The organism is Parafrankia sp. EUN1f (genome assembly GCF_000177675.1).
In the GTDB taxonomy this organism is placed as follows: Bacteria; Actinomycetota; Actinomycetes; order Frankiales; family Frankiaceae; genus Parafrankia.
The window spans coordinates 26180-52649 of sequence record NZ_ADGX01000033.1 but is presented as its reverse complement, the minus strand read 5'-3'; the positions used below and the strand labels follow the sequence as shown (position 1 = coordinate 52649).

Genomic DNA, 26470 nt, shown 5'->3' with positions numbered 1-26470 from the left:
CGCCGGGTCGGTCTCGTCGAGGTCTGCACGGCTGCTGTCCGCACGGCGTCCTCCTGGAGGGGTCTGGCTACGGGAGAAGCACCGATGGGGTCGTACCGGTGCGGGCGAGGGCGAAGGCGATCCGCAGCGCGCTGGCGTCCCGGTACCGGCGTGGATCTCGCCCGGTCAGGCTGACGATTTTCGTGATGCGGTAGCGCAGGGTGTTGACGTGCACCGGCAGGCTGCGGGCGGCGGCCTCGGGGGAGCCGTCGCAGCGCAGCATCGCGTCCACCGTCTCCACCAGCCCGTGGCCGGCGCTGACGAGCGGGTCCACGCAGGTCGCCACCAGTTGCCGGGCGGCCTGGGTGTCCCCGCACAGCACCCGCTCGACGAGTAGATCCTCGGTGCTGACCACCGCCGGGTTCCCCGGCCATGCGGCGAGCGCCCGCAGCCCGGACAGTACGGCCGCCGTCGCGGGGCCCGCCCGGGCCACCGACGCGACCGGCTCGCTGATGACGATCCCCGGGCCGGCGAGGCCGTCGACCAGCCCTCGCAGCCCGCCGACCAGATCGACCGGAGCGCCGCCCTCCGTGGCTGTGCCCGCGCCACTCCGGCTCCCGCCTCCGGTGCCGGCAGCGACCGCGGCAGCCGCCGGATCCGCGGCGAACACCGTGGGCCCGCCGCCGGTCGCGGCCGTCGCCGAGGAGGGCCCCTGGACGGCGATCACGACCACTGCCTTTCCACGGGACGCGGCGCAGGCGACCAGCCCGAGACGGCCGGCAATCCGGGCGATCTCGTCGAGCAGCGGGTCGGTCCCGCCCTCGGGCGGGTTCATCCCGAGGATGCGTACCGGGAGCCCGAGCGGAACCACGTCGGCGGCCCGCGCCGCGATCTGGTCCTCACGCCCGTCGACGAGCGCCTCGAGCAGCAGCGCGCGTCGACCCGCCACCGCGCGGCCCCGATGCTCGGCCGCCTTCGCGTAGACGGTCGCCGCCTGGAAGGCGACCTCGCGGCCGTACCGCTCCAGCTCGGCGCGCAGCACCGCGGACGTGGCGGGGTCCAGGGCCTCGTCCGCCTCCGCGTTCGCCACGCGCAGGACGACGTCGACGGTGACCTGGAGCAGCTCGACGGTCTGGTCGAACGAGATCTGCCGGGCCACCTCCGCGGGCACTCCGGAGAAGACGTTCTGCAGCGAGGGCGCCCGCGCCGCCACCAGGCTCTGCGCCATCGTGGCGATCTCCTGGTGCACGATGAGCCGGACCCAGGACCGGCTGTGCGCGGACAGCCGGGTGTACCACGGCAGGCCGCCGAACGCGGCGACCGCCGTGTCGGACAGCCGCCCCACCGACTCGTAGAGCCACGCGGACGCGGACGCGCCCGGAGCCGCCGCATCACTGCCCGGCGTCACCGGCGACCTCGACCAGTGCGTTCGTGACCGCCACCGACTCGATGATCAGCAGGTCGTGGCCGGTGTCGATGGACCACAACCGTCCGGCGGAGCGCGCCTGCTCCATCGCGACGACGTCCTGGATGTGCAGGTCGAGGTCGACCTGCGGGCTGGGCAGGTGCGAGCGTTCGCCCAGGCCGGTCAACGTGGGGGTACGCACCTCGTGACCGGCGCCGCGTAACCTGCGGGCGAAGGGCTGGTAGCACCAACCGCCACGCCCGCTCCCGTGCACCAGGACATAGGTCGCCATGACGGTGTCTCCTCGGATCCGGACCCGGTCGAGGAGCCACCCGGTCCATGGCCAGCAACGTGATTATCCGGACAAACATAGTACGGACGCATTGTCAGGCGGGCCGGCATCGTCCCAGGCGCCACCGGCGGGCAGGGGCGACCGGTGGATCCGGTTGCTCAACCGGCGGAGCCGGGCGGGGAATCCGGCGCCCAGGGATCGGGCGTGTACGCGGAGCCGACGTCGCGTCGCCACTGCATCCACCGCTGGATTCTGGCCAGGGACGTGAAGCCGGCAGCGGCATAGTGGGTATGGGCATCCTCTGTCACCAGCGTGAACTGCGGGATTTCGCGTAACAGTCGGTGCTGGAGCAGCCCACAGACCAGCCAGTGCCCAACTCCTTTCCCACGATGGTCCGCATCGACGAAGACGTCGTCGATGAAACCGACCGCCACCCGGTCGGTCACGCAACGGGCGACTCCCCGCTGCAGACCGGCCGGATCGTAGACGCCCACGGTGAGGGAATGGTCAAGCGCGGTGTACACGGCCTCCTGGCTACGGCCGCGCGCCCACGGAGCCTCCAGCGACAACCATCTCCACACCTTGGGGCGGTCCAGGAGCTCGGGGTCGTCCGACAGTTGCCACCCTGCGGCCCGTAACGGCTGCCAGGGCGGGGTCACCGGATCCCCGATGTGGCCGGCGCGCCGGGCGTACCAGCCTCGACGAGTGCCCGTAGGCGGTCCAGGGCCATGCGGGTGCCGGTCTCGTTGTCGGCGGTGGGGATGGCATCAGGGATGCCGTCGTGGGCGATGACGACGAGGGTGCCGCCGTCGTCGGTGTCGGAGAGCGTCGTGGTCATCGTCATCGGGGCGCCCAGGGCCGGGTCGGCGGTCTCGAACGCGAGCTCCTCGACGACCTGCTCGCCGGGAACGAGCCGCACGAAGTGGCCGCGGTACGTGTCGGTGTTCCCTGCGGTCTTTCCGGCCGCGCCGGGCCGGTCATAGGAGAGCGAGATCCGGAAGGCGCCGCCCTCGCGGGCGTCGAACTCGTGCAGCTGTGCGCTCATCCCGTCCGGGAACCGCCACCGGACGATTGCCGCCGGGTCGATCAGTGCCCGGTACACCGTGGCGCGTGAAGCGCCGAGCCGACAGCTCACCCGCAGCGAATACACGGTCCCGAAGGTAGCGGCGGCCGCCACGGGTGGGCCAGTCCCGCCCGCGGATGACGCCCTCCGCGCGCCGTCGAGGGATTCGGATCCGGCATAGGTCCATCTGGCAGGCACGTTCGAGCCATGGCTGAAACATGGCCGCGAAAGCCTGCGGTCAGTGGGCCCGGGGGCCCGAAGCCCGCCTGGTCCCCCGGAGCAGGGACCTGCGGCATCCGACAACGGTGCTCTTCGCCGTGGGCCGGTGCTCACCGCCCGCGTAGCTTGGATGACCGGCCGGCTTCCCGCCCGTCGCACCAGGCATCTGACCGCGCCATCCGGAAGGGAAAGATCGCAGTGATCATAGCGCTCATCCTGGTGTTTCCTTTCGCGCTGATGGCGATGATGCTGGGCATGCACGCCATCGAGGCGGCGCTGACGCGGGTGGCCGCTCCGGCCCGTCTACCAGCACGCGAACGCGGCCCCGCCGCAGTGGTGCGTCCGTCCGCCGGTCGCCTGTCCGTGGTGCCCACACAACCCGCCCGGGCTCGAGGCGAACGTCCGTCGACCGCTTTCGTGCCGGATGCCCCCACCTCCGTGCGCCTTTCGCTGGTCACCGCGGCGCCGGATCGCCCTTTGACAGCCGGTTCGCCGGATGCTCCCGCACCCGCAGAGCCGTCGGACACCGACTGGGCCGAGACTGCGGGGCCCGCGGCTTCGATGCTGGCGGAGCCCAAGCCCGCGACCGTGGATACAGCGACGCCCAAAACCCCGACGCCCAAACTCCCGGTGTCGAAGCCCGCGGTGCCGCGGCAGGTCGTGCTGTCGGTCGTCCCGTCGGTCCTGCCCACGGGCGGTTAGGGCGCGGCCACGCGATCGTGTGCCGTCCGGGCGGACGGGCTGGCCGAGACCATGTGGGCCGGTTGTTGCCTGTGTCGCGGCGCGATGCCAGGAAGCGATGGCGCGTCGGTTAGCGTTCGCTGGCGTGGAGGATTCCGAGCGCCTGCGCGGCAGTGGGTCGCGTGCGCGGGCGGCGGCGGTGCGCTTCGAGGCCGTCGACCCGACATCACCGGCGGCGGTGTGGGCTGTCGGCCGTTACTTCGCGGAGATCGGGCGGCGGTTCGGCTTCGATCCGTCCGCCGAGCCGGATGACGGTGCGGCGTCGCTGGCGGCACCCGGGGGCTGTTTCGTCCTGGCCATCGGTGATGGGGCCGCGGTGGCGTGCGGTGGTGTGCGGACGATCGAGGACGGCGTCGGCGAGATCAAGCGCATGTGGGTGGATGACGCCTGGCGCGGCGCGGGCCTGGGTTCCCGACTTCTGCTCCACCTGGAGCAGACCGCGCACGCCCTCGGTCACCGCACCGTTCGGCTCGACACTCATGAGTCCCTGACCGAGGCCATCGCGCTGTACGAGAAGGCCGGCTACCGTCCGATCGGCCGGTACAACGACAATCCGCACGCCACCCACTTCTTCGAACGGGTGCCCCGGCCTCGCCCCTGACACGCCGGCCGGCTCGGCCACCCCGGACCCCCGCCGCGGGACACCGTGCCCGACCTGCCCGGGGTGTTTACCAGCTGACAAACGGACGATTTTCGGGCCGCGCGAACGATAGATACTCCGCTGTGGTTGAAAACCGGAGCAACCGGAAAGACCGGCACCCGTACGCTGGCAGCGCGGCTGCTCCGCGGTCTCCTCGTCCAGGGCCGCCGGCGGACCCTGCCCGGCGCGACGAGCCCGACGGCCTCGTCTACGACCTGATCCGCTGGCCGGCGCGGCTGATCGCGCTGGTGATCGTCGTTCCGCTTCAGCTGCTGTGGCAGGGGCTCGTGCTGGTTGGCCGCGGGCTGCGCACGCTGCTGTGGACGTGGTTCCTGCGCCCGCTCCTGCTGGGCCTGAAACGGCTCCTCTGGGACTGGTTCCTGACCCCGCTCGGACGCCTGCTGTGGCGATGGGTGATCAATCCGGTCCGGCTGGCCGTGTTGTTCGTCTTCCACTACGCCATCGCGATCCCGCTGCGCTTTCTCGTCACCTGGCTGGTGATCGTGCCGGCGCGGTGGCTGTGGCAGACCGTGCTGCGACCCGTGGCGCGTGCGTTCGCCGGTGTCCTGCGGCTGGCCGGGAAGATCGCGGAGGCGGTGCTGGCGGCGCTGGTGGTGGCGCCGGCGCGCTGGGCGTGGCGGGCCGTGATCGTGCCTGCGGGCCGGATCGTCGCCGAGGCCTGCCGGTTCGCGATGCGGGTGGCGACCGCGATCGGGCGTGGGATCGCCGCCGTCTTCCGGGTGCTCGTGGTGGTCCCGACCGCCTTCGTGTGGCGAACGGTGGTCGTCCCGGTGGCGCGGGCGGCCGCCGCGGTGTGGCGCGTGACGGTGGTCGTGCCCGTCCGCTGGGTGAACCGGGTCTTCTGGCAGCCGGTGGCCAGAGCCGGCCGTGAGATCCGCAGCGCGCTGTTCGGGGGTCCCGCCGTCCGCCGGTGACCTGACGGCGACGAGCCGGGCCCGATCCGGATTCCCAAAGGCGGGAATCTGCCCGGTGGTCCGGCGATAGGCTGCCACGTGCCGACGTCGGCGTGTGAACGGCTGGGCTGGGGGGCAGGCAGACGTGGACGCGGGAATTGTCGCCGCCCTCATCTCCTCCGTTGTCAGTGCCCTGGTGGCGGTGGCCGCGACGGTGTGGACCCATCGCCAGGGTGTCGAGATGGAACGCATCCGTTTCGAGCTCGACCGTTCCACCAGGGACAGCGAGAAACGCTCGGCGGCGAAGACCGAGCTGGACCGGTACCGGGAGCCGCTGCTCGTCGCGGCGTTCGACCTCGGCACCCGTATCCACAGCATTCGGAAGAAGGAATTCCTGGCGTATCTGAAGCCCATCTCGAAGGAGCCGGATCGTCGTAGCCGGCTCGCGCTGCTGGCCACGCTGTTCTGCGTCGCGCGCTACTTCGGAACCCTGGAGATCGTGTACTCGCGGCTCGCGTTGCTGCGGTTCGAGAGCGCCGAGGACACCCGCGTCGTCGCCGCGCTGCTCGCCGACATCGGCGGGGCGTTCAGCAGCGACGAGTACGACCGCGTCGACACCTACCACTCCTCCCGGTTCATGCTGTGGCGGGAGGAGCAGCGGGCGATCGGCGAGCTGATGCGCGGCGGGCCGGGCAGTGCGTCCAACGAGTGCCTGGGATTCGCCTACTTCCATGACAACTACGAGGCCGTCTTCGCCGAATGGTTCGATGCCTTCGCCGAGGCGTTGCAGTCGCCGGCGGCCGTGACCAGCGCCCGGCTCGCCCGGGTGCAGACTCTGCTCGCCCTGCTCGTCGGTCTGCTCGACGAGGAGGGTGCGTTCACCCTGACGGTCGGCGGCGAGCGGATCGCGCCGGACTGGGTCACCCCCACCGGCCTCGCCTGATCCAGTCGGAGATAACCGGCCACGCTCGGATTTCTTCATTTCACGATGTGTGGTACGTTCTGCGCGGATCTGGTGACCAGGTACCTGCCGTCGCCGATCCCGACGTTTATCGGCCTCGCTCTCGTCAGTCGACGTTTCGGATGTCAGCTCACGGTGCGGTCGCCGATCGGCGTCCGCGTCATCAATAAGCCAGTACAGGCGGGGGCTGTATGGCAAAAAAGAATCAGATCTTCGAGATCGTGGTCGGCAAGCGGGCGCTCACGATCGGGCACGAGGTGTACCCGCTCGCCAACATCTCCCGGATTCAGACCCGGGAGCTGAAATGGTTCGGGAAGTACAGCACCTTCTACCCGCTCCGGCGGATGGCGTCACTCGCGGGAGGCGTCGCCCTGCTCGTGGTGGCGGTGATCGTGGGCCCTCGCTACGCCGACCCTGACGGGGAGTACGCCCTCGAGGACGTCGGCCGGCAGTTCGCAGTGCTCGTGCTTGTTCTGGCCGGCGCGGGCGTTCTCTGGCTGGTCGGGGTCCTGATCTACCGGATGTTCTTTCGGCGAACCTACTACCTGCTGGTTCTCGAAACCGCCGGCGCGCAGGCCGCCCTGCTGAACGGAACGGATCTCAATGAGATCATGCGCATCCGGAACGCGCTCGTCGCCGCCATCGAGGATCCGCCGGCATCCGCGTACAACATCGAGGTCCACGGCGATGTTTTTGCCGGCGACAAATTCACCGGGCGGGGCTACAACGTCAACAAGGGTGGCCGCGGTGCCGGCCAGTGACAGACGACCGGCCCGGTCCGGGCGCAGGGCGGGGGAATGATGGGTGACGTCTTCTCCGGTGACAAGTTCACCGGCCAGGGCTACACGGTCAACAAGGCCGGTCGTGACATCAACCAGGTGGTCAGCAATCACCAGGCCGGGTCCGCCGCACAGCTCGACGCGGCGGTGGGCGAGCTGCGCGCCCTCATCGCCCAGCTGATCCGGGACAGGGCGGTCACTCCGGACGGGGAGGTCGTCGCCGACCCGGCGGCCGTCATCGCGGCGGTGCGGGACAACCCGAGCCGGCTCCAGGAGCTCGGCGCCGCCGTGGCGGGCGGGGCCAAGGACGCGGTTCTGTCGATCGTCCAGGGCGGCGTGGCCGCGATGGTGGTGGCGCTGCTCGGCCGGTAACGGATGCGGGTGCCCGCACCCGCCGCGCCCGGCCTCCGGTCGACCCGCGGCCGGGCGCAGCCGGTCAGCGTGTGGTGCCCCGGCGGCGGATTAGCTGGACGGCGGCGACGGCGGCCAGTAGCAGCACCGCGACGGAGATCACGGCGATGATCCACCACACCGCGTTGCTGTCGGACGACGACGGTGGCGCGGACGGTTCGATCCGCACCGTGGGTGTGGGGGACCCCGCCGCCAGGGCGGCCGGGGATGCCGGGGACGAACTGCCGGCCGCCCGCCCCGGTCCGGCCAGGGGCGACGCGGAGGTGGGCGCGGGGCTGGGCGCGGCCACCGTGAAGGGGAACTGCCCGTTGATCGCATGGCCGTCGGCGGAGACCACGGTCCAGACCACCTGGTAGCCGCCGCCGGTGAGCCCGGAGACCGGCACCGTCACGGTGTTGTCCACGGCGGAAAGAGCACCGACGGCAGCCGGTGCACCACCGTCGCCCGTCACGGTCACGCTGGAACCGTCGCCTCGGACCGTCCCGCTGAAGGTCAGCGAGATCGCGCCGGGTGCGGCGTCGAGGGTCGCGCCCGCGGCCGGATCGGACGAGGTCAGCGCGGTGTGGGCGGACGCCGGTGAGCCCAGCAGGGCCACCAGCACGGCGGCCAGGGCGACGACCGGGGCCACCCTGCGCAGGGCCGCCCCGGGCAGGGAGGCGCCGGGCAGGGGCAGATGCGATCTTCTGTGCACCGCTTGCATGCTATGGGTCCACGTCGACAACGCCGCGAGGTTCTGCCCTGGCGGGTCGTCGTGCTTTCCCGACCTGCCTTTGCCCGGCCGGCCTTTGCCCGGCCGGCCTTCTTTCCAGCCAGGCCTGGGCCGCGCGGGGCCCACCGCCGCCCGCGGCCGTGCGGGCAGCCAGATGCTCCGTCCTCGCTCGTCTCACGTTCCCGGCGGGTCGAATCGTCCCTGCGTACCGAAGCCGACCTCGGTGAGCTGGTTGCTTCTCTGACCGCGCGCCGCCGGGTCGCCACTGCCTTCCGGGTCGCTGCTGGGGTGCGGGACCCCCGGGGGACGGGGCCGGAAACGCCCTGTCAGCAGGCACAGGCTCACGACCTAGGCTGAGCGCGTGAGCGTGACCGCATTGACGACGGCTGACCCCTCCGCGCCAGTACCCGGCCAGATGGCACGGGCCGTCGCCGCGTCGGCCGGCACGCTGCGCGCACGGCTCTGCCCGCCGATGCCCGCCGACCGGGTACTGGGCTGGGCCGCCGCGCTCGCCGTCACCCTGCTCGCCGGAATCCTGCGGTTCTGGCGGCTGACGGAGCCGAAGGGCATCTACTTCGACGAGGTCTACTACACCAAGGACGCCTGGGGCCTGATGACCCACGGCTACGAGGTGAACAGCAACACCTGCTCCGGCGACGCCTTCGTGGTGCACCCGCCGCTGGGCAAGTGGTTCATGGCGGCGTCGGAGAAGCTCTTCGGCTACCAGGACTGCGCCGGCGCGGTGCACGGCAGCCCCGAGCTCGGCTGGCGGTTCGCCTCCGCGTTCTTCGGCACGCTCGCGGTACTGGTCTTCACCCGGCTCGCCCGCCGCATGTTCCGCTCCACCCTGCTGGGCTGTTTCGCCGGCCTGCTGATGACCTTCGACGGGCTCGAGTTCGTCCAGAGCCGGATCGGCATCCTCGACATCTTCCTGATGACGGGGCTGGTGCTCGCGCTGGCCTGCCTCGTCCTCGACCGTGACCACGGCCGCACCAGGCTCGCCGACCGGCTCACGTGCACCGGCAGCACTGACAGCACCGACAGCGCCGACAGCGCCGTGGGAGCTGTGGGAGGAGGAGCCGACGCCCGGTACGGGCCGTGGCTCGGCTGGCGGCCCTGGCGGCTCGCCGCCGGTCTGTGCCTGGGTGCGTCCATGGGCGTGAAGTGGAGCGCCCTCTACACCCTGGTCGGGTTCGCCGCGCTCGCGCTGGCCTGGGACATCGGCGCCCGCCGGACGGCGGGCTTCCCGGCGCCGGTCCGCGGGGCGCTGCGCCGGGACCTGCCCGCCTGGTTCGGCTGCTACATCCTCGTGCCGATCGTGACGTTCCTTTCCACCTGGACGGGCTGGTTCCTCACCGACGGCGGGTACGACCGGCACAAGTACGGCGACGGGTTCGTCGCCGCCTGGCGCGGCTGGTGGTCCTACCAGCGGGCGATCCTCGAGTTCCACGAACACCTGTCCGCCCGGCACGTCGCGCAGTCCACGCCGATGAGCTGGCTGGTGATGGGCCGGCCGGTGGCCTACGACTACGAGGGCCCGAAATTCGGCGAGCAGGGCTGCCGGGCGGTCGAGGGCTGCGCCCGGGAGGTGCTGGCGCTGGGCAACCCGGCCGTCTGGTGGGTCGGGACGGCCTCACTGGTCGCGATGATCGCGCTGTGGGTCGCCCGCCGTGACTGGCGGGCCGCCCTCGTGCTGGTCAGCTTCGGGACGTCCTTCCTGCCCTGGCTGGCCTTCCCCAACCGCACGATGTTCTTCTTCTACGCCCTGCCGCTGCTGCCGTTCATGATCCTGGGGATCACCGCCTGCGCGGGCCTGGTACTCGGCCCGCGCGAGGCCTCCGACACCCGCCGCCTCGTCGGGGCACTGATCTTCGGCGTATACCTGATCGCCGTCGTGCTGCTGTTCGCCTACTACTACCCGATCCTGGCCTGGCAGACGATTCCGCTGGACGACTGGCGCGACCGCATCTGGTTCCCCGCCTGGATCGTCGCCTGAACCCGCGAACCGCGAGGAACCGACCGGTGATGAACCGACCGGTCAGGTGAGCAGCTTCTTCTGAACCTTGCCCAGGGGGTTGCGCGGCAGCGAGGTGACGAAGCGGACCTCCCGCGGGCGCTTGTGCGGGGCGAGTGTCGTGGCGACATGGTCGACGAGCACCGCGGCGTCGACGGTCTCGTGCGGGACGACGAACGCCACGATCCGCTGGCCGAGATCGTCATCGGGAACACCGATGACGGCGGTCTCGGCGACCGCGGGGTGGGCGAGCAGCGCGTTCTCGATCTCCCCGGCCCCGATCTTGTAGCCGCCGGACTTGATGAGGTCGGTGTTCTGGCGGCCGACGATGCGCAACTGGCCGTCCGGCTCGAACAGGCCGAGGTCGCCGGTGGCGAACCACCCGTCGGGCGCCAGCGCCGCCGCGGTCGCGGCCGGGTTGCCGAGATACCCGGAGAACACGTTCGGGCCGCGCACCTCGACCGGCCCGAACTCGTCGGTGCCGGTGACCCGGACCTCGACGCCCTGTAGCGGTGCGCCGACGAGGCCTGGCCGGCGCTCGCCGTCGGCGCGGGCGGCGGTGTTGATGAGGGTCTCGGTCAGCCCGTAGCGTTCCGCCACCCGCTGCCCGGCCAGCGCGACGAGCCGCTCGAACACCGGCACGGGCAGCGCCGCCGAGCCGGAGACGAGCAGCCGGGCGGACGAGAAGGCCGCCGGCTCCGGCACCCGTGACCACATGGTCGGCACCGCGAAGTACAGCGTCCCGCCCGGGGTGGGCGCGAACCGCCCGGTGTGGTGCAGCGCGGACCCGAGGCGCAGTGGGCCGAGCGTCCCGAGCACGAGCCCGTGCACGTGGAACAGCGGCAGGGCATGCCCGAGGACGTCCTCGGGTGTCCATGCCCAGGCGTCGGCCAACGCGTCGATGTTCGCCGCGATGGCGCGGCGCGGGATGACCGCGCCCTTCGGCGGCCCGGTGGTCCCCGAGGTGTAGATGACCAGGGCGGGTGACTCGTCCCCGCCCGGCCCGCCCGGCAGGTCCGCCGCGCCGGCCGCCGGTGCGGGCTGCGCCGGCAGCGCGGCGCGGGCGGTGAGGTCGATCTGGTCGAGGATCAGGTCGGGGGCGCTGTCCTGCAGGACGTACGCCCGTTCGGTCTCGCCGGCCTGCGGGTTGATCGTGACCACGGTGACGCCGGCCTCGACGGCGCCGGCGATCGCGACGACCGTCTCCAGCGTCGGGGTGGCGACCACGGCTATCCGCCGCAGGCCGCGCACCCGCTGCGCGACGGCACCCACCGCACCCGCGAGATCATCTCCCTCCAGAGAGACGTCCGACATCCGGACCCGGGCCTCGCCTCGGCGCAACGCAGTCAGCACGTTTCTCATTGTCACGCACGCAGGCCGATCCGGGCTCGGAGCATTGCGCCTCGGGCTTCGGCCCGGGTCTTCGGGGCTCAGGGGCCGGTCGCGATGTGCAGCGCGGCGAGCCGCCCGGGGTCGAGCAGGAGATCGATCTCGACGATGCGCCCGCCGGTGACCATGAAGCCCGCGACGGCGAAGACGCCTTCCGCCGACGCGGCGAGCACACCGGCCGCGCCGTTGACGAGGGCGGTGCCGCACAGGCGGGCGAACCGGACGGCGTGGGTGGTGATGTGGCCGGCGACGTCGGTGGCGCCGGCGAGCACCGTGGGCCCGACCCAGGGCCGCGACCCGGGGTCGACGCGCAGGATGATCGCGGGCCCGGATGTGACCGCGACCTGGATGTGACCGGACTCGGAACCGGCCGGCCCGGAGGTGACAGGTGTGGGCAAGGGGCGGGCTGGTGCTCCGACGGACGGCGACAATGGCGGCGGGGGAGATCACGACGTGGAGGAGAATGAGTCGATGTATCCCGGAACGTTCGCTGCGAGGTTCGCCGACAAACCGGCTGTGATCATCGCGGAGACGGGGGAGCGGCTCACCTACCGTGAGCTCGAGGACAATTCACTACGGTTAGCCCGTTATCTCTACGACGCGGGCTTCCGGCGGGGCGACCATCTCGCGCTGCTGGCGGACAACACTCCGCAGGCCTACGAGGTGTACTGGGCGGCGGTGCGTTCAGGCTTCTACATCACCGCGGTGAACTGGCATCTCGCGGTGCCCGAGATCAGCTACATCGTGAACGACTGTGGGGCGCGGGTACTGATCGCCTCGGCCGCGCTGCGGGACGTCGCCGCCACCGTCGTCAGGGACACGCCCGCCGTGGACCTCCGGCTGATGTTCGGTGCGCAGGCGCAGCCGCGCGGATCCCTTCCGGGCGGCTTCGGCTCCTACGAGGCCGCGCTGGCGGGCGCCTCGCCGGAGCCGCTGCCGGCGCAGCCCCGCGGGGCCGACATGCTGTACTCGTCGGGCACCACCGGCCGGCCGAAGGGGATCAAGAAGCCGTTGCCGGAACGGCAGGTCGACGAGCCGGGCGACCTCTACACCGAGCTTCTCCCGCGGATGTACGGCTTCGACGCCGACACCGTGTACCTGTCTCCCGCGCCGGTCTACCACGCGGCGCCCCTGCGGTACTCCACTGTCATCCACGCGGTCGGCGGAACCGTCGTCCTGATGCGCGGTTTCGACGCGCAGGCCGCGCTGGCCGCCATCGAACGCCACCGGGTCACGCACAGCCAGTGGGTGCCCACGATGTTCGTCCGAATGCTGAAGCTGCCGGCCGGGGTGCGGGAACAGTACGACCTGTCGAGCCATCGGGTCGCCGTGCACGCCGCGGCACCGTGCCCCGTCACGGTGAAACAGGCGATGATCGACTGGTGGGGCCCGATTCTCCACGAGTACTACGCCGCCACCGAGGCCATCGGCACGACGCTCGCCAGCAGCGAGGAATGGCTGCACCGGCCGGGAACGGTCGGGAAGGCGACGCTCGGCATCCTGCACATCTGCGCGGATGACGGTACGCCGCTGCCGCCGGGCGAGACCGGGACCGTGTACTTCGAACGCCACGACCCGCTGTTCGAATACCACAACGACCCGGAGAAGACGGCCCAGGCACGGCATCCGGACCACCCGACCTGGAACACGACAGGTGACATCGGGTATCTCGACGCCGACGGCTATCTCTACCTCACCGACCGGAAGGTGTTCCTCATCATCTCCGGCGGCGTGAACATCTATCCGCAGGAGATCGAGGACAGTCTCGTCCTGCACCCCAAGGTGTTCGACGTCGCCGTCGTCGGAATGCCCGACGAGGAGATGGGCGAATCCGTCCGGGCGGTGGTGCAGCCCGCCGGGGGCGTCGCGCCGGGACCCGACCTGGCGGCCGAGCTGACGGAGTTCCTGCGCGGGCGGATCGCCTCCTACAAGATCCCGCGCAGGTTCGACTTCGTGACCGAGCTGCCGCGCACACCGACCGGCAAGATGGCCAAGAAGGCCCTCCGCGGCTGATCCGCTCCTGCAGCAGCTGGGCGCGGAGGCTGAGCAGCGCACGCTGTGTGCGGCCTCCGCGCCGGGCTCAGGCGAGGGCGGGCATCACCCTGTCGGCGACGATCCGCAGGTAGCGCCACGCAATCTCGGGGGGCAGACCGCCCACCAGCGGGTGCAGGTTGATCGTCTGGCCGCCGCGGGCCAGCTCGACCGCCTCCTCGACGGTCATGACGCGGTGGCTGCGGTTCTCGGCCCGCAGCTCGTCCACCGTCGTCGCGAAGGAGAGACTGGCGGTGGTGGTATCGGTGCGCTGATCAGCCTCGTTCCAGCTGGCGTAGCTGACGGCGTCGTGCAGCAGGTGCGGGCCGATTTCCTCCCACGCCCGGTCGACATCCTCGGCGACGAACACGGTGGTCGGCAGGTCCGGCGGTGGCAGGAAAGCGAAGCCGGGCTGGTGGCCCGCCTCCTGAGCGGCCTGCTCGTAGGCCTGCTGCAGGCCGGGGGCAGCCTTCTGGGCGAAGAAGCCGAGGCCGTGGCGGCCGGCGCGGCGGGCCGCCACGGCGCTGGCACCGCCCCAGAAGAGCGTCGGGCCGCCCGCGGTCACCGGCTGCGGGGTGACCTGCAGCCGGCGCCCCTCATGCTCGAACGGCTCGCCGGACTTCGCCCGCAGCAGCAGCCGCAGCTTCTCCTCGGCGATTTTGCCGCGGCGGGCGAAGTCGACCCCGAACAGCTCGTACTCGGCCGGCCGGTAACCGACGGCCGCCACATAGGAGATCCGGCCGTTGCTCAGAATGTCGAGCACCACCATCTGCTCGGCGAGCCGGATCGGGTCGTAGAGCGGCAGCACCAGTGCCGCGACGAAGATCGGTAACGTGGTGGTCCGGGCGGCCAGCGCCGCGCAGAGCGTGAGTGGTGCGGGCAGGTAGCCGTCGGGCGACGAGTGATGCTCGCAGACCGTGACCGCGAGGCATCCTTGGGACTCGCCCCAGGAGGCCATCTCCAACGCCGTCTGGTACAGCTGCGGTGCCGGGGCGCCGATGGCCGGCGCGCGCAGGTCGAAACGCATCGTGAACACTGGGACTCCCTGTGGGCCTGACGCGTCCAGAGGTCGGTCGAGGAGCGGAGCTGGTCGGGGGACGGGACGACCGGCAAGATCGGATAATACATACAATTCGTGACCCTGGTAGCGGCGGCGGTCCCGTCGGAGTGGTCCGGGTGAGGCCGGGCCGGTGCTCGGTCCGACGGCACACGAAGATCACCAGTTGTCGCCACCGACGCGGCGGACCCGGCGTACCGCGGCCGCTGAGCTGTCCGGCCCGCCCGGCCCGTCCGGGTGCCTTGTCCGCCACTACGGCGGGCGGCCGACGTCGCTGTGCGCATCCGGAACGTAGCGTCGGACCGAGCGAGTGGACGGGCAGAGGAGCGACTCGGTACCCGCGGGATCGGGAGGTCCACCATGAGTGGCAGCACAGGCAGGCACCGAGTACTGATCGTCGGCGGCGGGACGGCGGGAATCACGGTCGCGGCGCGGCTGCGCCGGGCGGGCGTCACCGACGTCGCGCTGATCGAACCGTCGAACACGCACTACTACCAGCCCATGTGGACCCTGGTCGGCGGCGGCCGGGCCCCGGTGGAGCCCACCGCCCGACCGGAGCAGGACGTCCTGCCGCGCGGTGTGCGCTGGTACCGCGACGCGGCCGCCGAGATCGACCCCGACGCGCACACGGTCGGGCTCGCCGGCGGCGGGCGGGTGGCCTACGACTTCCTGGTGGTGGCGCCCGGCCTGCAGCTGCGCTGGGACGCCGTCCCCGGGCTGGAACGGACGCTGGGCCGCGGCGGCGTGTCCAGCAACTACAGCTACGACTTCGCCCCGGCGACCTGGAACTTCATCCGCAACCTGCGGTCGGGGACGGCCGTGTTCACGATGCCGTCAACGCCGGTCAAGTGCGGCGGGGCGCCGATGAAGATCGCTTTCCTGGCGGCCGACTACTGGTACCGGACCGGTGTCGCCCGCGACATCAGGATCGTTCTCGCCTTCGGCGCGTCCGCGCTGTTCCGGGTCGCGGCGTACCTGCCGGCGCTGGAGGCCGCGGTCGAGCGCTACGGCCTGGACCTGCGGCTTTCCACCGAGCTGGTGGAGGTCCGTCCCGAGCGCCGCCAGGCCGTCCTGCACGAGATGGCCGCGGGCGCGACCGGAGGCGCCGGTGGCATGACCGAGCTGGACTACGACTTCATGCATGTCACGCCGCCGCAGCAGGCCCCGGACTGGATCAGGTCCGGCCCGCTTGCGGGAGCGGACGACCCCGGCGGCTACGTCACCGTCGACCCGGCGACCCTGCGGCACACCCGCTACCCGGACGTGTTCGCGCTCGGTGACGTGGCGGGCCTGCCGACGTCCAAGACCGGTGCGGCGATCCGCAAGCAGGCACCGGTGGTCGTGGCGAACCTGGTGGCCCTGCTCGACGGCCGCGAGCCGCGGGCCCGCTACGACGGCTACACGGCCTGCCCGATCGTGACCGCCCGCGACCGGATGGTCCTCGCCGAGTTCGACTACGCGCTGCAGCCACGCCCCAGCATCCCGGTGATCGACACCACCCGGGCGCGCCGCGACATGTACCTGCTCAAGCGCTACGGCCTGCCGGCCTTCTACTGGAACCTGATGCTTCGCGGCCTCGGCTCGTGAACGCGCGGGCAGTTCACGAGTTTCCGGTACCGGGACGGATCAAGGTTTCCCGGTAGGAACCAGGGTGTCAAAGTAGGTCGGTGAAGGACACTTCCGACCAGCGTGTGCTGGCCCGGGCGAGGGCCGCGACGATGGTGACCCACTTCGCGCTGGCGCTGGTCCTCGCCGCCTGGGCGCCGCGCATCCCCCAGGTCCGCAGCGACCTCGGCCTGTCCGACGGTGAGCTGGGCCTGGCCCTGCTCGGCGGGCCGGTGGGTGCGCTGGCCACGCTGTGGGCTGCCGGCGCCCTCGTCAGGCGGCTGGGCAGCCGGCGGATTGTCGTCGCCTCACTCATCGGCTACTGCACCGCGGGCACGCTGCTGGCGGTGGTGTCCGGGGTGCCGTCGCTGTTCGCGGTGCTCGCGGTGTGGTGTGCGCTCAGCGGTGCGCTCGACGTCGCGAGCAACGCGCAGGCAGCCATGATCGAGGAGCTGTTCGGCCGGCGGATCATGATGACGGTGCACGCGGCCTGGACGGGAGGCGCGCTCGTCGGCGCGGGCCTCGGCGCGGGCGCCGCGGCGCTCGATCTTCCGCTCGGCCTGCAGACCGCTCTGCTGGGCACGGCCGGGCTCGCCGTCGCCCTGCCCGCGACCGGCTGGATGCTGGACGGTGACCGCGCCGTCGCGGCACCTCGCTCCTCGCCGCGCAGGCACCGTCGCTCGGCGGAGCTCCGGGCTTCGGTGCGGTGGGTGGTGCCGTTCGTCCCGCTCTGCGTGGTCGCGTTCGCGAGCTTCCTCGGCGAGGGAATCGCGGCGGACTGGAGCGCGGTCTACCTGACGGACGTGACCGGTGCGTCGCCCGGCCTGGCCGGGGTGGGCCTGGTCGCCTACATGACCTGCATGCTGGGCGTACGGCTGGTGGGTGACCGGGTGGTGGAGGCCCACGGCGTCCGGCGGACGATCCGGCCACTGGCGCTGGCCGCGGGCGTCGTGTTCGCCTGCGCCCTCGGACTCGGTGGGACGCCGGCGGGCACCACGCTGGGGATCGTCGGCTTCGCCGTGCTGGGCGCCGGTCTCGCCTGTGTCGTCCCGGCGGCGTTCTCCGAGGCGGGACGTCGGGCGACCCGCGCCGGGGCACCCGCCGGGCCGGCGATCGCACTGGTCGGGTCGCTCGGCTATGCGGGCTGGCTCGCGGGGCCGCCGTTGATCGGCGGCGTGGCCGAGGTCGTCGGCCTGCGTACGACCATGTGGGCGGTGGTCGGGCTCACCTGCGCCATCGCGGCGCTCACCGGCGTCCTCGCCGCGGCCACCTCGCCCGCGTCACCTGATTCACCCGCGCCACCTGGTCCCGATTCACCCGTGGCGCTGCCGACCACGGCGAGCCTGCCGCCCGCGACGACGTCGGCGCCCGCCGCGGGTTAGCCGGGAGGGGCTGCTGGACAGGCGTTTCGGCCCCCTTCCGACCTGGCATCGGCCTATCTCACAGGCGTCGCACAGGGACAGCACAGCGGCGCCGAAGGCCCGGCGCCGACGGTGGACCCTTGTCGATCCCGGCACCTGCGGCCCCGACGGCGACGCCCGACCAACTGACTCCTCGGCCTGCTCGGTGCTCCCACCGCCGAGCAGGCCGAGGCCGCCAGGGGCGGATCGTGGCTCCGCCCGACATGGGTGTCCCGGTTCGCGGCGGTCAGGCGGCGCGGCCCAGCGCCGCACCGACGAAGGTCAGCTGGGCTGGCGTGACGGAACGCCAGTAGCTGGGAGTGTGGCCGCCGGGCCCGAAGTTCTGTTCCTGCGCCCGCAGCGTCGCAGCGGCCTCCCGGGAGACCCTGATGAAGGGATCCGACTCGCCGCAGTCGATCCGGTAGGCCACGCCTGGTGCGGGTTCGGTTCCCAGCACCGGGTGGGCGCCGAAGTCGGCCTTCGAGTCGAACGCGCCGGGGGCGCTGGCACCGTAGGAATGCCACATCGCCGGGCTGCTCGCGGCCACGGCGACGACCAGCTCGGGGTGACGGTGCGCGAGCAGCAACCCGCCGTAACCGCCCATCGACCAGCCCGTCACCGCGATCCGGCTGGTACGCAGGCCCAGCTGGTCGAGCCGCGGCAGGACCTCGTCGAGGATCATCGTCTCCGGGTCGTCACCGGAGGCCCGGCGGTGCCAGTACGTCTCCCCGCCGTCCATGGTGACGAGCGCGAACGGTGCCACCCCGGCCGCGAGCACCGTGCCGAGCTGGTTGTCCAGCCCGAGCAGGGAGACGGCCCGCGCAGCGTCGTCACCGCGCCCATGCAGGACGAGGCAGACCCCCAGCCCGTCCGCGACGCGCGGAGCGACCACCGCCAGACCGACCTCACGGCCCCGCGCCGTGCTCGTGAACCTCGTCCGACGCACCTCCACGGGACCACGGGTCGCCGCGGCGCCGGACGTGGACGTGGAATGCGATGCAGGCGGCGAAACGGGCGCGGCCGGAGTGCCGACCGAGCGTGGGGGATCACTGACGGGGAGGCCGCGGGAGGACTGGGAATCCGTCCCGCAGGCCGTGGGAAGACCACCGGCCGCGGTCACGGTCGCGATCAGCAGCGCACGCCTGCTCAGGCCCATGCTGCGGATGTTCTCATCACGCGGCGGACCACCGCGACCACGGTGCGGTGGTCCGCCGTTGCGCCGTGGCGCCGGTTCCTCGGTGCGCGGCCCGTTCAGCGTTGCGTGGCCGGCTCCCACTGCCAGCCGGGGATCCGTTCCAGCGCGGACCGTCGCTCCGGTGGGAGCCGATCCTCCAGGTGCGCCACGCGCTGACCGGCGACCCAGGTCGCGAGGGGGAAGCCGCTCGGCGCCAGCTGCCCGTCCGGGACCCGCGTGTGGCCGTGGCTGTGGCTGAACTCGCGCAGTGCCGCCAGGCCGAGGTGGAACTCGTCCTCATCGGCCTGGACCTGCGCATCGGACAGCTGCTGGACGCTGTGTTCCAGCCGCTCGCGGCGCCGGGCGCGATCCGCGGCGGCGATCTGCGGTTCGTTGTTCACAGTGCTGACCTTCCTGCCGGCAGCTTCTGCCGAACACTCTCCTCCCCCTGCATGCCCGCAGTTCGACAGGTCGCACGTGCCCGGCGGAGGCGAGATCCGCCCCCGCCGGGCGGGCGGTCAGAGCTCGTTGCCCCAGAAGTAGCGGGCGACCATCTCCACCCGCTGCAGCTTCGCGCGCTGGTGTGCCGCGTCCAGCGGCACGGTCGTGGCGTGAAACCCGCCGTTCGTCGAGATCGCGATGTCGTCGACGTCGATCAGGGTGGCCGCGTCGTCGATCCGGCCGACCAGCTCGTCGACGGACTCCAGTTCCGGGTCGTCGACGTCGACGATGCCGAGTGACACCACCAGCCCGGCGGGCAGCTGCCCGAGCGGGAAACGCTCCGCGGGTGCCGCCGGGTATTCGACGCACAGCCGGCCGAATCCCAGACCGCTCAGGAACCGCTCGACGGCAGCCGGGTCGTAGCCACCGCCGACCGCGCCGGTGGTGGTGATGTCGAGGCCGACGCGAAACTCCGCCGGCGTCTCCAGGCCGGCGAGGACCTGGGCGTCGACCTGCGACATCCGTTCGATGGTCGAGTCCGGGTCGATGCCGTGCGATCGGGCCTGCGACCGCCCCTGCTCGGTGAGCAGGAAGGTGTACGCGGGGTTGGTCAGCAGGACGTAACGGATGCCGTCGGCGGCCAGGGCGGCGATCTCCGCGCCCAGGATCCGCGCGAGATCCGCACCGACCTGCTCGACCTGCCCGGCCGCACCGCCGGTGAGGGCGACGCCTCCGGTCAGCTCGGCGAGGAAGCCCGGGGACGGTAGCGCCACCAGCGTCGGGCGGTCGGTGCCGGACAGCAGGTAGTCGGCCTCGTGCTTGGCCAGCCGGCCCTGCCCGACCGGGCGATCGGTCAACCCGCGGACCTCCGGCGCGTGCGCGATGCCGACGAGGTCGGCGAACGCGCCGCCGGGGAGCGGCTCGTCGGTGAACCCGGCGATCCCGTCGTAGACGACGGACAGATGGTTGCGCCGGCGGAACTCCCCGTCGCTGAGCGCGGCCAGGCCCAGCCGGCGCTGGGCGAGCAGCGCCTGGCTGATCGCGGTCTCCTCGGCGGCCAGCAGCGCCGCACCGTCGACGGCTCCGCGCAGCTGTGCCGCCCGGGTCTCGACCAGCTCGGCCGGTGGCAGCAGGCTCGCGTGGTGGTCGATGTGGTACTTGAAGTCGTCAGCCATGTCCGTTCGCCTCCCGGCGTGCCCCGGCCCAGGCCGGGAAGTCGACGGCGAAGCCGGCGGCCGCGACGACGGCTTCGCAGATCTGCTGGTCCTCGTCCGGGCTGCCACCGGAGATGCCGATCCCGCCGAGGATCGCGCCGTCCCGCTTGAGGGTGTAGCCACCCTTGGTGGCGACGATGGGATGCTGTCCCATCCGTCCCACCTGGGTGAAGAAGACCGGGTCGGACTGGCGCCAGTTCTCCAGCATCTCGGTCGGCCGCTGCATGACGGCCGCCGAATAGGCCTTCGACAGGGCGATGGCCGGCGTCATGGGCCGGGCGCCGTCCATCCGCTCCACCAGAACGGTGAAGCCGCCGTAGTCGACGACGGCGATGCTCAGCGCCTTGCCCAGTTCGAGCGCGCGTTCCCGGGCGTCGTTCACGAGGGTCCGGGCATCACTGAACAGCAGGGTCATGCCGACGCTCCAGCGGTCGCGAGCTCCGTGGCGTACGCCTTTTCCAGAAAGCGGATGAGGGCGGCGTTGAACAGGTCGGGCGCTTCCCAGTACATCGAGTGCGGCGCGGCCGGGACGAGTTCCAGCGTCGCGCTCGGGAGGAGTGCCGCCGCGGCGCGGACGGTGTCCGGGCGCAGCACCGCGTCGTTCTCCCCGGCGAGGAAACAGAGCGGAATGCCGGAGCCGACGAGCTCGGCGACGGTCGGACCGTCGGTGTTGAGATTGCGAAGGTCCGCCATCTTCGCGGTGTTGAAGGTGCCCATCTGCCGGAACAGGAACGTCTTCTCCTGCTCCTCGGTCTGGAAGCGGGGAGTGAGCAGCCGGTCCAGGACGGGCAGCTTCACCGCCTCGGCCCGGTCGGCCTGGACCCGTTCGGCCAGGTCAGGATGGTCGATGCCGCCGAGCGAGTGCGCGAGCACCACGCCGGCGGCGAGGCCGGGCCGGCGCAGCGCGGCCCGCAGCGCGGCCGCGGCCCCGATGGACTGCCCGACCAGCACCGCGCGCTCCACCCCGGAGTCGACGAGAACGGCGGTGATGTCGTCGGGAAACGCCCGGCTGTCGAACTCGTCCATGGTGGAGTCCGAACGGCCGAAACCGCGCAGGTCGAGGGTGATGACGGTGAACCGGTCGCGCAGCACGGGAACCTGCTGCCACCAGGCGGCGTGGTGCCCGCCCGAACCGTGCACGAACAGGACGGCCGGGCCGCTGCCGTGCACCTCGTAGTAGATCCCGGTGCCGTCCGAGGACGTCGTGGTGGGCATGGGTCACGCTCCCTTGGCAGCGGAGTCGGCGGAATCGTCGGTGAAGGCGGGTGCGGCCGCGGGTGTGGGCGCGGGTGCGGCGGCCTGGCGGGGCGGCGCACCGCCACCGGCCCCGGGGCGGTTGCCGTGGTAGACGATCTCGATCATGGTGTGGTCGGGGTCGTGGATGTAGCAGAACTTCGAGTTGTTCTCGGGTCGCTCGATGGGCCGGGTGTGCCGGACGCCCAGTTCGTGCAGATGCGCGAGAAAGCCGTCCCAGTCCTCCACCTCCATGGCGAAGTGGTAGGGCGACATGCGGTCCATCTCCTCGACCGGGGTGAAATGCAGGTCGAAGTTCCCGCGGGTCATCAGGACCACCCTGGTGTTGCTCTTCGGGGTGATCGCCTTGAGGCCGAAAACCTTCGAGTACCAGGCCTTCGTGCGCTCCGGGTCGGTGGTCGGGAAGTTGACGTGATGGATATAGGCGGGTCGGTTGCTCATCATTTCTCCTCGGCCGCTGCTGACGACTTCTCCAGCTCCACCGGATTGCTCAGCGTGCCGATGCCGGAGATCGTCACGCCGACGGTCTGGCCCGGTTCCATCGCCACGACGGACTCGGTGCCCATCCACAGGACGTCGCCGGGCATGAGCGTGATGTAGCGGGAGATCTCGCGGATGTAGTCGTAGGGATCGAAGATCATGTCTCCGGTGGCGAACCGCGCGACCTCGGTGTCGTCCAGGCTGACCGTGGTGGTGGCGGCCAGGGCGTCGGCGTCGGTCTCGATCCACGGACCCATCGGCTTGAAGGTGTCGCTGTTCTTGGACCGCCACAGGGTGCGGTCGCTGCGCTGCCACTCCCGGGCACTGACGTCGTTGCCGATCGTCCAGCCGAACACCGCGTCGACGGCCTGCTCGCGGGAGCAGTGCCGCACCCGGCGCCCGATCACCGCCACCAGCTCGCCCTCGGTCTCGAGCCGGCCGCTGCAGTCGGCGGGCCTGACGATCGCCTCGCCGTGCCCGATCAGTGCGCTGTTGGCCCGGTAACCGATCTCCGGGCGCTCGGGCATCACCGCGAGCGCGTAGCCGCGCTCCCGCGCGTGCTCGATGTGGCTGGCGTAGTTCAGGCCGACGGCGAAGAAGGTCGGGGGCACCACCGGCGCCAGCAGCCGCACCTCGGCCAGCGCCACGGGCTCGCCGCTGGGCCGGTGCCCGGCGAACGGGTCACCGTCGACGGGGCAGACCTGCTCGTCGACGATGATCCCGAAGCTGGGCACGCCACCGCGTTCGAAACGGCACCATCGCATCAGATCGCCCGCATCAGATCGCCAGCCGGTGCGAGACGCGCTTGGTGACCAGGTAGCCGTCCAGGCCCTCGGATCCACCCTCGCGCCCGTGGCCGCTCTCCTTGAAGCCCCCGGACGGCGCCTGCGGCACGGACCCGCCCACATGGTTGATCGACAGGATCCCGGCCTCGAAGGCGTCGGTGAGCCGGGCGACGGTGTCCGCCCGGTGGGTGAAGCCGTAGGCGGCCAGGCCGTAGGGGAGCGCGTTCGCCTGCGCGATCGCGTCGTCGAGCGCGCGGAAGCGGATCACCGGCGCCACCGGGCCGAACGGTTCGTCCCGCAGGATCTCGGCGTCGGCGGGTACGTCCGCCAGCACGGTCGGGCGGTAGAAGTACCCCGGGCCGGGGATGTCCTCGCCGCCGGTCAGCACGGCTGCCCCGCGGTCGCGGGCGTCGTCGACCAGGTGCCGGACGGCGGCCCGGCGGCGCTCGTTGGCCAGCGGGCCCATCTGGACACCCGGCGCCAAACCGTCCCCGACCACGATCGCGTCGGAGGCCTTCACGAACGCGTCGACGAACTCGTCGTGGATGCTGTCGTGCACGAAGAAGCGGCTCGGTGAGGTGCACACCTGGCCGGCGTTGGTGTACTTGCCGCGGGCGCAGGCGGCGGCCGCGGCCGCCGGATCGACGTCGTCGCAGACGATGACCGGGGCGTGCCCGCCCAGCTCCATGATCGTCGGCTTCATCACCGCGGCGGCGAGCCCGGCGAGCTTCTTGCCGACCGGCACCGACCCGGTGAACGCGACGAACCGGATCGTCGGCGAGGCGATGAGATGTTCGGACACCTCCGCCGGGACGCCGAAGACCAGGTTCAGGACCCCGGCCGGAACCCCGGCCTCCTCGAAGCACCGCACCAGCGCGCAGGCGGTGGCGGGCACCTCCTCCGAGGCCTTGATCACGATTGAGCACCCGGCGGACAGCGCGGCCGCGATCTTGCGCATGGGGCTGCCGGCCGGGAAGTTCCAGGGCGTGAAGGCGGCGACCGGGCCGATCGGTTCGCGGCGCACGGTGAGGGTCTCACCGGGCCCGACGGGGATGATCCGCCCGTAGGCGCGGCGGCCTTCCTCACAGTCCCAGTCGAGCAGGGTTGCCACCCGCTGGACCTCACCGACGGCCTCCGCCAGTGCCTTGCCCTGCTCGAGGGTCATCACCCGGCCGATCCGCGGGGCGCGCTCACGCAGCAGGTCCGCGGCCCGGTGCAGAATCTTCGACCGTCGCTCGACGGGGGTGTCGCGCCAGATCCGGTAGCCGCGGGCGGCCGCCGCGAGCGCGGCGTCCAGGTCGGCCTTCTCCGCCAGCGGAACACTGCCCAGCTGCGTGCCGGTGGCCGGGTTGATGACGGCCTCGCGGCGGTCGCCGCTGCCGTCGGTCCAGCGGCCGTCGATGTGCAGCGCGAGATTCGGATAGTCGGTCGGGACCGCAACCGGCTCGGGCACCTCGTAAATGCCCGGCTGCGTCGTCATTGTGCACTCTCCCTGTTGGTCTGCAGCGTCCAGAGGTGGTGCGGCGGGGTGACCTCGTGCGTTCGGGGCGCATACGAGTCGTCGACGCGGTCCATGTCGGCCGCGTATTCCACCCGGCCGCCGCACGGCGCGTGAACAAAACGGAAGACGTTCGACCCGACGGTATGCCGGCCGAGCCGCCTGGCCTCGCGCCAGCCGGCCTCGATCATCTGGTTTCCACCCAGGATGACGTCGTCGAAACTGTTCACCTCGTAGGAGGTGTGATTGATTCCGGCGCGGTCGGGCCGGTGGCACAACAACAAGGTGTGCTGGTCGAAGTCGCCTTTGCAGCGCATGAACGTTCCCATCGGCAGCACCTGGTCGGTGATGCGAAAACCCAGCCGGTCGGTGTAGAACGCGACCGCCTTCTCCCAGCCCTTCTTGGGAATGTTCAACGCCACATGGCACAGGCGCAGCGGGCGCACCGGTGTGAACGGGTCGAGACCCCGGTTCCAGCGCCCGACGGCGCCGAACCGGTTGACCGGGATCTCGACGGCCGGCGGCTTGGCGGGGGCGGCCACGGCGAGCCCCAGGCCGAAGCCCGTCTCGTCGAACAGATGCGCCACACCCGCGGCGTCCACCAGGACCTCGTGGTCTGCCCGCAGGTCGCGGACCAGCTGGTCGAGGTTCTCCTGAGTGTCGACACCCCAGACCACCTCGCGGATCGTGGGTCCGGGCTCGACCGGCGGAGGAAGGGACGGGTCGTCGGACCGGCGGAGCTCGACAGCCTGGTTGCTCAGGGTCGTGAACACGGCCCGGTCCTCGTTCTTGTCCGCGTCATCGTGGGCGGCTGACAGGGTGAGGCCGAAGTCCCGGAAGAACCTTGTGCAGGTGGGTAGATCGTCGACCGCGTAGACGGCGCGTTCGATACGCAGGATCGTCACGGGTGCATTGCTCCTCAGCTGGAAACGTGCGACTTTGCTGCCCCACGCCGATACGGTGAGCCTAGGGCTGCGGCACCGGTCGAACCATCCTCCCGACTGTGCGCACGGCGAAGGCTAATGATGCGGATCCGGGTGCACAGCCGGCTTGGTACAGCTCGGTTCAGGCCGGTTTGCTCAGCTGGGCTGAACTGACCGTCATCGGGTTCCGCGTGAACCACGCGGTGATGTAGTCGAGAAAAACCCGGACCTTGCGCAGGGTGTGCGCCCCGGGTGAATGGACTGCATAGAGTGACCGGGCCGGCCCCTGGTAGTCCGGAAGGGCTCGTTCGAGCAGCCCGCTCGCGAGATCGGCGGAAACGGTGCGAATGGGCATCAGCGCCAGGCCCCGGCCGCGGACGGCGGCCTTGCGCAGTGTGAGATAGCTGTTCGAGGAGTAGACCGCCGTCGGCACTTTCGAATGGATCTCCTGGCCGTTCCCACGCAGGTGCCAGATCGGGTCGTTGAGGTGAATGAGGCAGTCGTTCTCGGCGAGCTGCTGGGGATCCTTGAGCGGCGGTCGTGCGGCCAGGTACTCCGGTGCGGCGCACAACACGTACTCGATGTCCGCCAGCTTCCGGATCAGCATGGTCGAGTCGCGCAGATCCCGGGTGTGAAAGGCGACGTCATAGCCCTGGTCGAGAAACTCGAACGGGCGGTCCGACATTCCGCCGACCTCGAATCGCACATGAATCTTCGGGTGGTCGACGGCGAAGTCCGCGATCGCCTCGCCGAGGTCGAGATTTCCGATCCATTTCGGACAGATTACTGCCAGTGGCCCTTCCACTCGCTCCCGCAGGCCGCGGAGTGCGGCGTCCTCCGCATCCATTTCCTGTAGCACGCGGTCGGCGAAGTCGCGGTAGCGCCGGCCGGCGGCGGTCAGGGTCACGGCCCGCGCAGTGCGGTTCACGAGTCGAATGTCGAGTTGTTTCTCGAGTTCCGCGACATGGCGGGAGACCAGCGATCCCGAGATGTTCAGCTGTCGTGCCGCACGGCTGAAGTTACCTTCGTCGGCGACCCGGACAAAGCTCCGCATTACGGTCAGGCGATCCATCTGTGAAATCCCTTTTTTCG

The 26470-nt window shown here is 71.3% G+C and carries 26 protein-coding genes and 2 pseudogenes; 10 read left to right on the top strand and 18 right to left on the bottom strand.

Going from position 1 to position 26470, the window contains the following annotated elements; genetic code table 11:
* Positions 1–67: 67 nt before the first annotated feature.
* The 4 genes and pseudogenes from FREUN1FDRAFT_RS12715 to FREUN1FDRAFT_RS12700 all read right to left on the bottom strand — a co-directional run bounded on the left by FREUN1FDRAFT_RS12715 (position 68) and on the right by FREUN1FDRAFT_RS12700 (position 2853).
* On the bottom strand, positions 68–1387 hold the full coding sequence (locus FREUN1FDRAFT_RS12715) for a CdaR family transcriptional regulator (RefSeq protein ID WP_006540452.1): 1320 nt from the start codon (positions 1385–1387) through the stop codon (positions 68–70).
* A gap of 103 nt (positions 1388–1490) precedes the next feature.
* A pseudogene (locus tag FREUN1FDRAFT_RS47985) lies at positions 1491–1676 on the bottom strand (alpha/beta hydrolase); the annotation flags it as partial.
* A gap of 158 nt (positions 1677–1834) precedes the next feature.
* Entirely contained in the window at positions 1835–2245 is a 411-nt protein-coding gene (locus FREUN1FDRAFT_RS12705) for a GNAT family N-acetyltransferase (protein WP_232295166.1), read from the bottom strand.
* Positions 2246–2331: 86 nt separating this feature from the next.
* The gene (locus FREUN1FDRAFT_RS12700) at positions 2332–2853 is read right to left on the bottom strand and encodes an SRPBCC domain-containing protein (protein ID WP_006540449.1); all 522 of its coding nucleotides are present in this window, start codon (positions 2851–2853) and stop codon (positions 2332–2334) included.
* A gap of 303 nt (positions 2854–3156) precedes the next feature.
* On the opposite strand from FREUN1FDRAFT_RS12700, the gene FREUN1FDRAFT_RS46205 reads away from it, so the two are divergent.
* From FREUN1FDRAFT_RS46205 to FREUN1FDRAFT_RS12670, 6 genes are all read left to right on the top strand, one after another.
* Positions 3157–3660: a hypothetical protein gene (locus tag FREUN1FDRAFT_RS46205; protein WP_006540448.1), complete on the top strand. Its 504-nt coding sequence runs from the start codon at positions 3157–3159 to the stop codon at positions 3658–3660.
* Positions 3661–3757: 97 nt separating this feature from the next.
* Complete coding sequence (locus tag FREUN1FDRAFT_RS46200) at positions 3758–4300, top strand: GNAT family N-acetyltransferase (protein WP_006540447.1); 543 nt, start codon at positions 3758–3760, stop codon at positions 4298–4300.
* Positions 4301–4422: 122 nt separating this feature from the next.
* Positions 4423–5274: a hypothetical protein gene (locus tag FREUN1FDRAFT_RS12685; protein WP_006540446.1), complete on the top strand. Its 852-nt coding sequence runs from the start codon at positions 4423–4425 to the stop codon at positions 5272–5274.
* A gap of 124 nt (positions 5275–5398) precedes the next feature.
* Positions 5399–6196, top strand: coding sequence for a hypothetical protein (locus tag FREUN1FDRAFT_RS12680; RefSeq protein WP_006540445.1), 798 nt, complete (start codon positions 5399–5401; stop codon positions 6194–6196).
* Positions 6197–6405: 209 nt separating this feature from the next.
* Positions 6406–6975, top strand: a complete 570-nt coding sequence (locus FREUN1FDRAFT_RS12675; RefSeq protein ID WP_006540444.1) for a DUF6232 family protein — start codon at positions 6406–6408, stop codon at positions 6973–6975.
* Between the two features lie 39 nt (positions 6976–7014).
* Positions 7015–7365, top strand: a complete 351-nt coding sequence (locus tag FREUN1FDRAFT_RS12670; RefSeq protein ID WP_035951407.1) for a hypothetical protein — start codon at positions 7015–7017, stop codon at positions 7363–7365.
* A gap of 64 nt (positions 7366–7429) precedes the next feature.
* Here FREUN1FDRAFT_RS12670 and FREUN1FDRAFT_RS12665 read toward each other — a convergent pair whose 3' ends face one another.
* Positions 7430–8095, bottom strand: coding sequence for a copper resistance CopC family protein (locus FREUN1FDRAFT_RS12665; protein WP_050795842.1), 666 nt, complete (start codon positions 8093–8095; stop codon positions 7430–7432).
* Positions 8096–8528: 433 nt separating this feature from the next.
* Between FREUN1FDRAFT_RS12665 and FREUN1FDRAFT_RS12660 the strand changes: the two genes are divergently transcribed.
* Positions 8529–10109 carry a dolichyl-phosphate-mannose--protein mannosyltransferase gene (locus tag FREUN1FDRAFT_RS12660; protein WP_006540441.1) on the top strand — a complete coding sequence of 527 codons (1581 nt, stop codon included), beginning with the start codon at positions 8529–8531 and terminating at the stop codon, positions 10107–10109.
* 42 nt (positions 10110–10151) lie between these two features.
* On the opposite strand, the gene FREUN1FDRAFT_RS12655 is transcribed toward FREUN1FDRAFT_RS12660, so the two are convergent.
* Together FREUN1FDRAFT_RS12655 and FREUN1FDRAFT_RS12650 are read right to left on the bottom strand one after the other, a co-directional pair.
* Entirely contained in the window at positions 10152–11489 is a 1338-nt protein-coding gene (locus tag FREUN1FDRAFT_RS12655) for an acyl-CoA synthetase (RefSeq protein WP_035951404.1), read from the bottom strand.
* Positions 11490–11557: 68 nt separating this feature from the next.
* Positions 11558–11914, bottom strand: a complete 357-nt coding sequence (locus tag FREUN1FDRAFT_RS12650) for a hypothetical protein (protein WP_006540439.1) — start codon at positions 11912–11914, stop codon at positions 11558–11560.
* Between the two features lie 73 nt (positions 11915–11987).
* Between FREUN1FDRAFT_RS12650 and FREUN1FDRAFT_RS12645 the strand changes: the two genes are divergently transcribed.
* Positions 11988–13529: an acyl-CoA synthetase gene (locus FREUN1FDRAFT_RS12645; RefSeq protein WP_006540438.1), complete on the top strand. Its 1542-nt coding sequence runs from the start codon at positions 11988–11990 to the stop codon at positions 13527–13529.
* Between the two features lie 67 nt (positions 13530–13596).
* Here the strand turns inward: FREUN1FDRAFT_RS12645 and FREUN1FDRAFT_RS12640 are convergent, their stop codons facing one another.
* Positions 13597–14583 (bottom strand): LLM class flavin-dependent oxidoreductase, encoded by a 987-nt coding sequence (locus FREUN1FDRAFT_RS12640; protein ID WP_006540437.1) that lies wholly within the window; start codon positions 14581–14583, stop codon positions 13597–13599.
* 381 nt (positions 14584–14964) lie between these two features.
* On the opposite strand from FREUN1FDRAFT_RS12640, the gene FREUN1FDRAFT_RS12635 reads away from it, so the two are divergent.
* Both FREUN1FDRAFT_RS12635 and FREUN1FDRAFT_RS12630 read left to right on the top strand, forming a co-directional pair.
* Positions 14965–16191 carry an FAD/NAD(P)-binding oxidoreductase gene (locus FREUN1FDRAFT_RS12635; protein ID WP_006540436.1) on the top strand — a complete coding sequence of 409 codons (1227 nt, stop codon included), beginning with the start codon at positions 14965–14967 and terminating at the stop codon, positions 16189–16191.
* An 80-nt stretch (positions 16192–16271) separates the two neighbouring features.
* Positions 16272–17591: an MFS transporter gene (locus FREUN1FDRAFT_RS12630; protein ID WP_232295165.1), complete on the top strand. Its 1320-nt coding sequence runs from the start codon at positions 16272–16274 to the stop codon at positions 17589–17591.
* A 265-nt stretch (positions 17592–17856) separates the two neighbouring features.
* Here the strand turns inward: FREUN1FDRAFT_RS12630 and FREUN1FDRAFT_RS12625 are convergent, their stop codons facing one another.
* The 10 genes and pseudogenes from FREUN1FDRAFT_RS12625 to FREUN1FDRAFT_RS12580 all read right to left on the bottom strand — a co-directional run bounded on the left by FREUN1FDRAFT_RS12625 (position 17857) and on the right by FREUN1FDRAFT_RS12580 (position 26450).
* Positions 17857–18765, bottom strand: coding sequence for an alpha/beta hydrolase family protein (locus FREUN1FDRAFT_RS12625; RefSeq protein ID WP_006540434.1), 909 nt, complete (start codon positions 18763–18765; stop codon positions 17857–17859).
* 95 nt (positions 18766–18860) lie between these two features.
* Complete coding sequence (locus FREUN1FDRAFT_RS12620) at positions 18861–19184, bottom strand: helicase associated domain-containing protein (RefSeq protein WP_006540433.1); 324 nt, start codon at positions 19182–19184, stop codon at positions 18861–18863.
* A 117-nt stretch (positions 19185–19301) separates the two neighbouring features.
* On the bottom strand, positions 19302–20399 hold the full coding sequence (locus tag FREUN1FDRAFT_RS12615) for a hypothetical protein (RefSeq protein WP_006540432.1): 1098 nt from the start codon (positions 20397–20399) through the stop codon (positions 19302–19304).
* Positions 20392–20853: a heme-binding protein gene (locus FREUN1FDRAFT_RS12610; RefSeq protein WP_006540431.1), complete on the bottom strand. Its 462-nt coding sequence runs from the start codon at positions 20851–20853 to the stop codon at positions 20392–20394. Before FREUN1FDRAFT_RS12610 ends, FREUN1FDRAFT_RS12615 begins: the two co-directional genes overlap by 8 nt.
* Positions 20850–21653, bottom strand: coding sequence for an alpha/beta fold hydrolase (locus tag FREUN1FDRAFT_RS12605; RefSeq protein WP_006540430.1), 804 nt, complete (start codon positions 21651–21653; stop codon positions 20850–20852). Before FREUN1FDRAFT_RS12605 ends, FREUN1FDRAFT_RS12610 begins: the two co-directional genes overlap by 4 nt.
* Positions 21654–21767: 114 nt before the next feature.
* A pseudogene (locus tag FREUN1FDRAFT_RS12600) lies at positions 21768–22133 on the bottom strand (VOC family protein); the annotation flags it as partial.
* Positions 22133–22936 carry a fumarylacetoacetate hydrolase family protein gene (locus FREUN1FDRAFT_RS12595; RefSeq protein WP_006540428.1) on the bottom strand — a complete coding sequence of 268 codons (804 nt, stop codon included), beginning with the start codon at positions 22934–22936 and terminating at the stop codon, positions 22133–22135. The gene FREUN1FDRAFT_RS12595 and the pseudogene FREUN1FDRAFT_RS12600, both read right to left, overlap by 1 nt.
* A 13-nt stretch (positions 22937–22949) precedes the next feature.
* On the bottom strand, positions 22950–24437 hold the full coding sequence (locus FREUN1FDRAFT_RS12590) for an NAD-dependent succinate-semialdehyde dehydrogenase (protein WP_006540427.1): 1488 nt from the start codon (positions 24435–24437) through the stop codon (positions 22950–22952).
* The gene (locus tag FREUN1FDRAFT_RS12585; RefSeq protein ID WP_006540426.1) at positions 24434–25360 is read right to left on the bottom strand and encodes a VOC family protein; all 927 of its coding nucleotides are present in this window, start codon (positions 25358–25360) and stop codon (positions 24434–24436) included. Before FREUN1FDRAFT_RS12585 ends, FREUN1FDRAFT_RS12590 begins: the two co-directional genes overlap by 4 nt.
* Positions 25361–25520: 160 nt before the next feature.
* Positions 25521–26450 carry a LysR family transcriptional regulator gene (locus tag FREUN1FDRAFT_RS12580; protein WP_006540425.1) on the bottom strand — a complete coding sequence of 310 codons (930 nt, stop codon included), beginning with the start codon at positions 26448–26450 and terminating at the stop codon, positions 25521–25523.
* Positions 26451–26470: the final 20 nt, after the last annotated feature.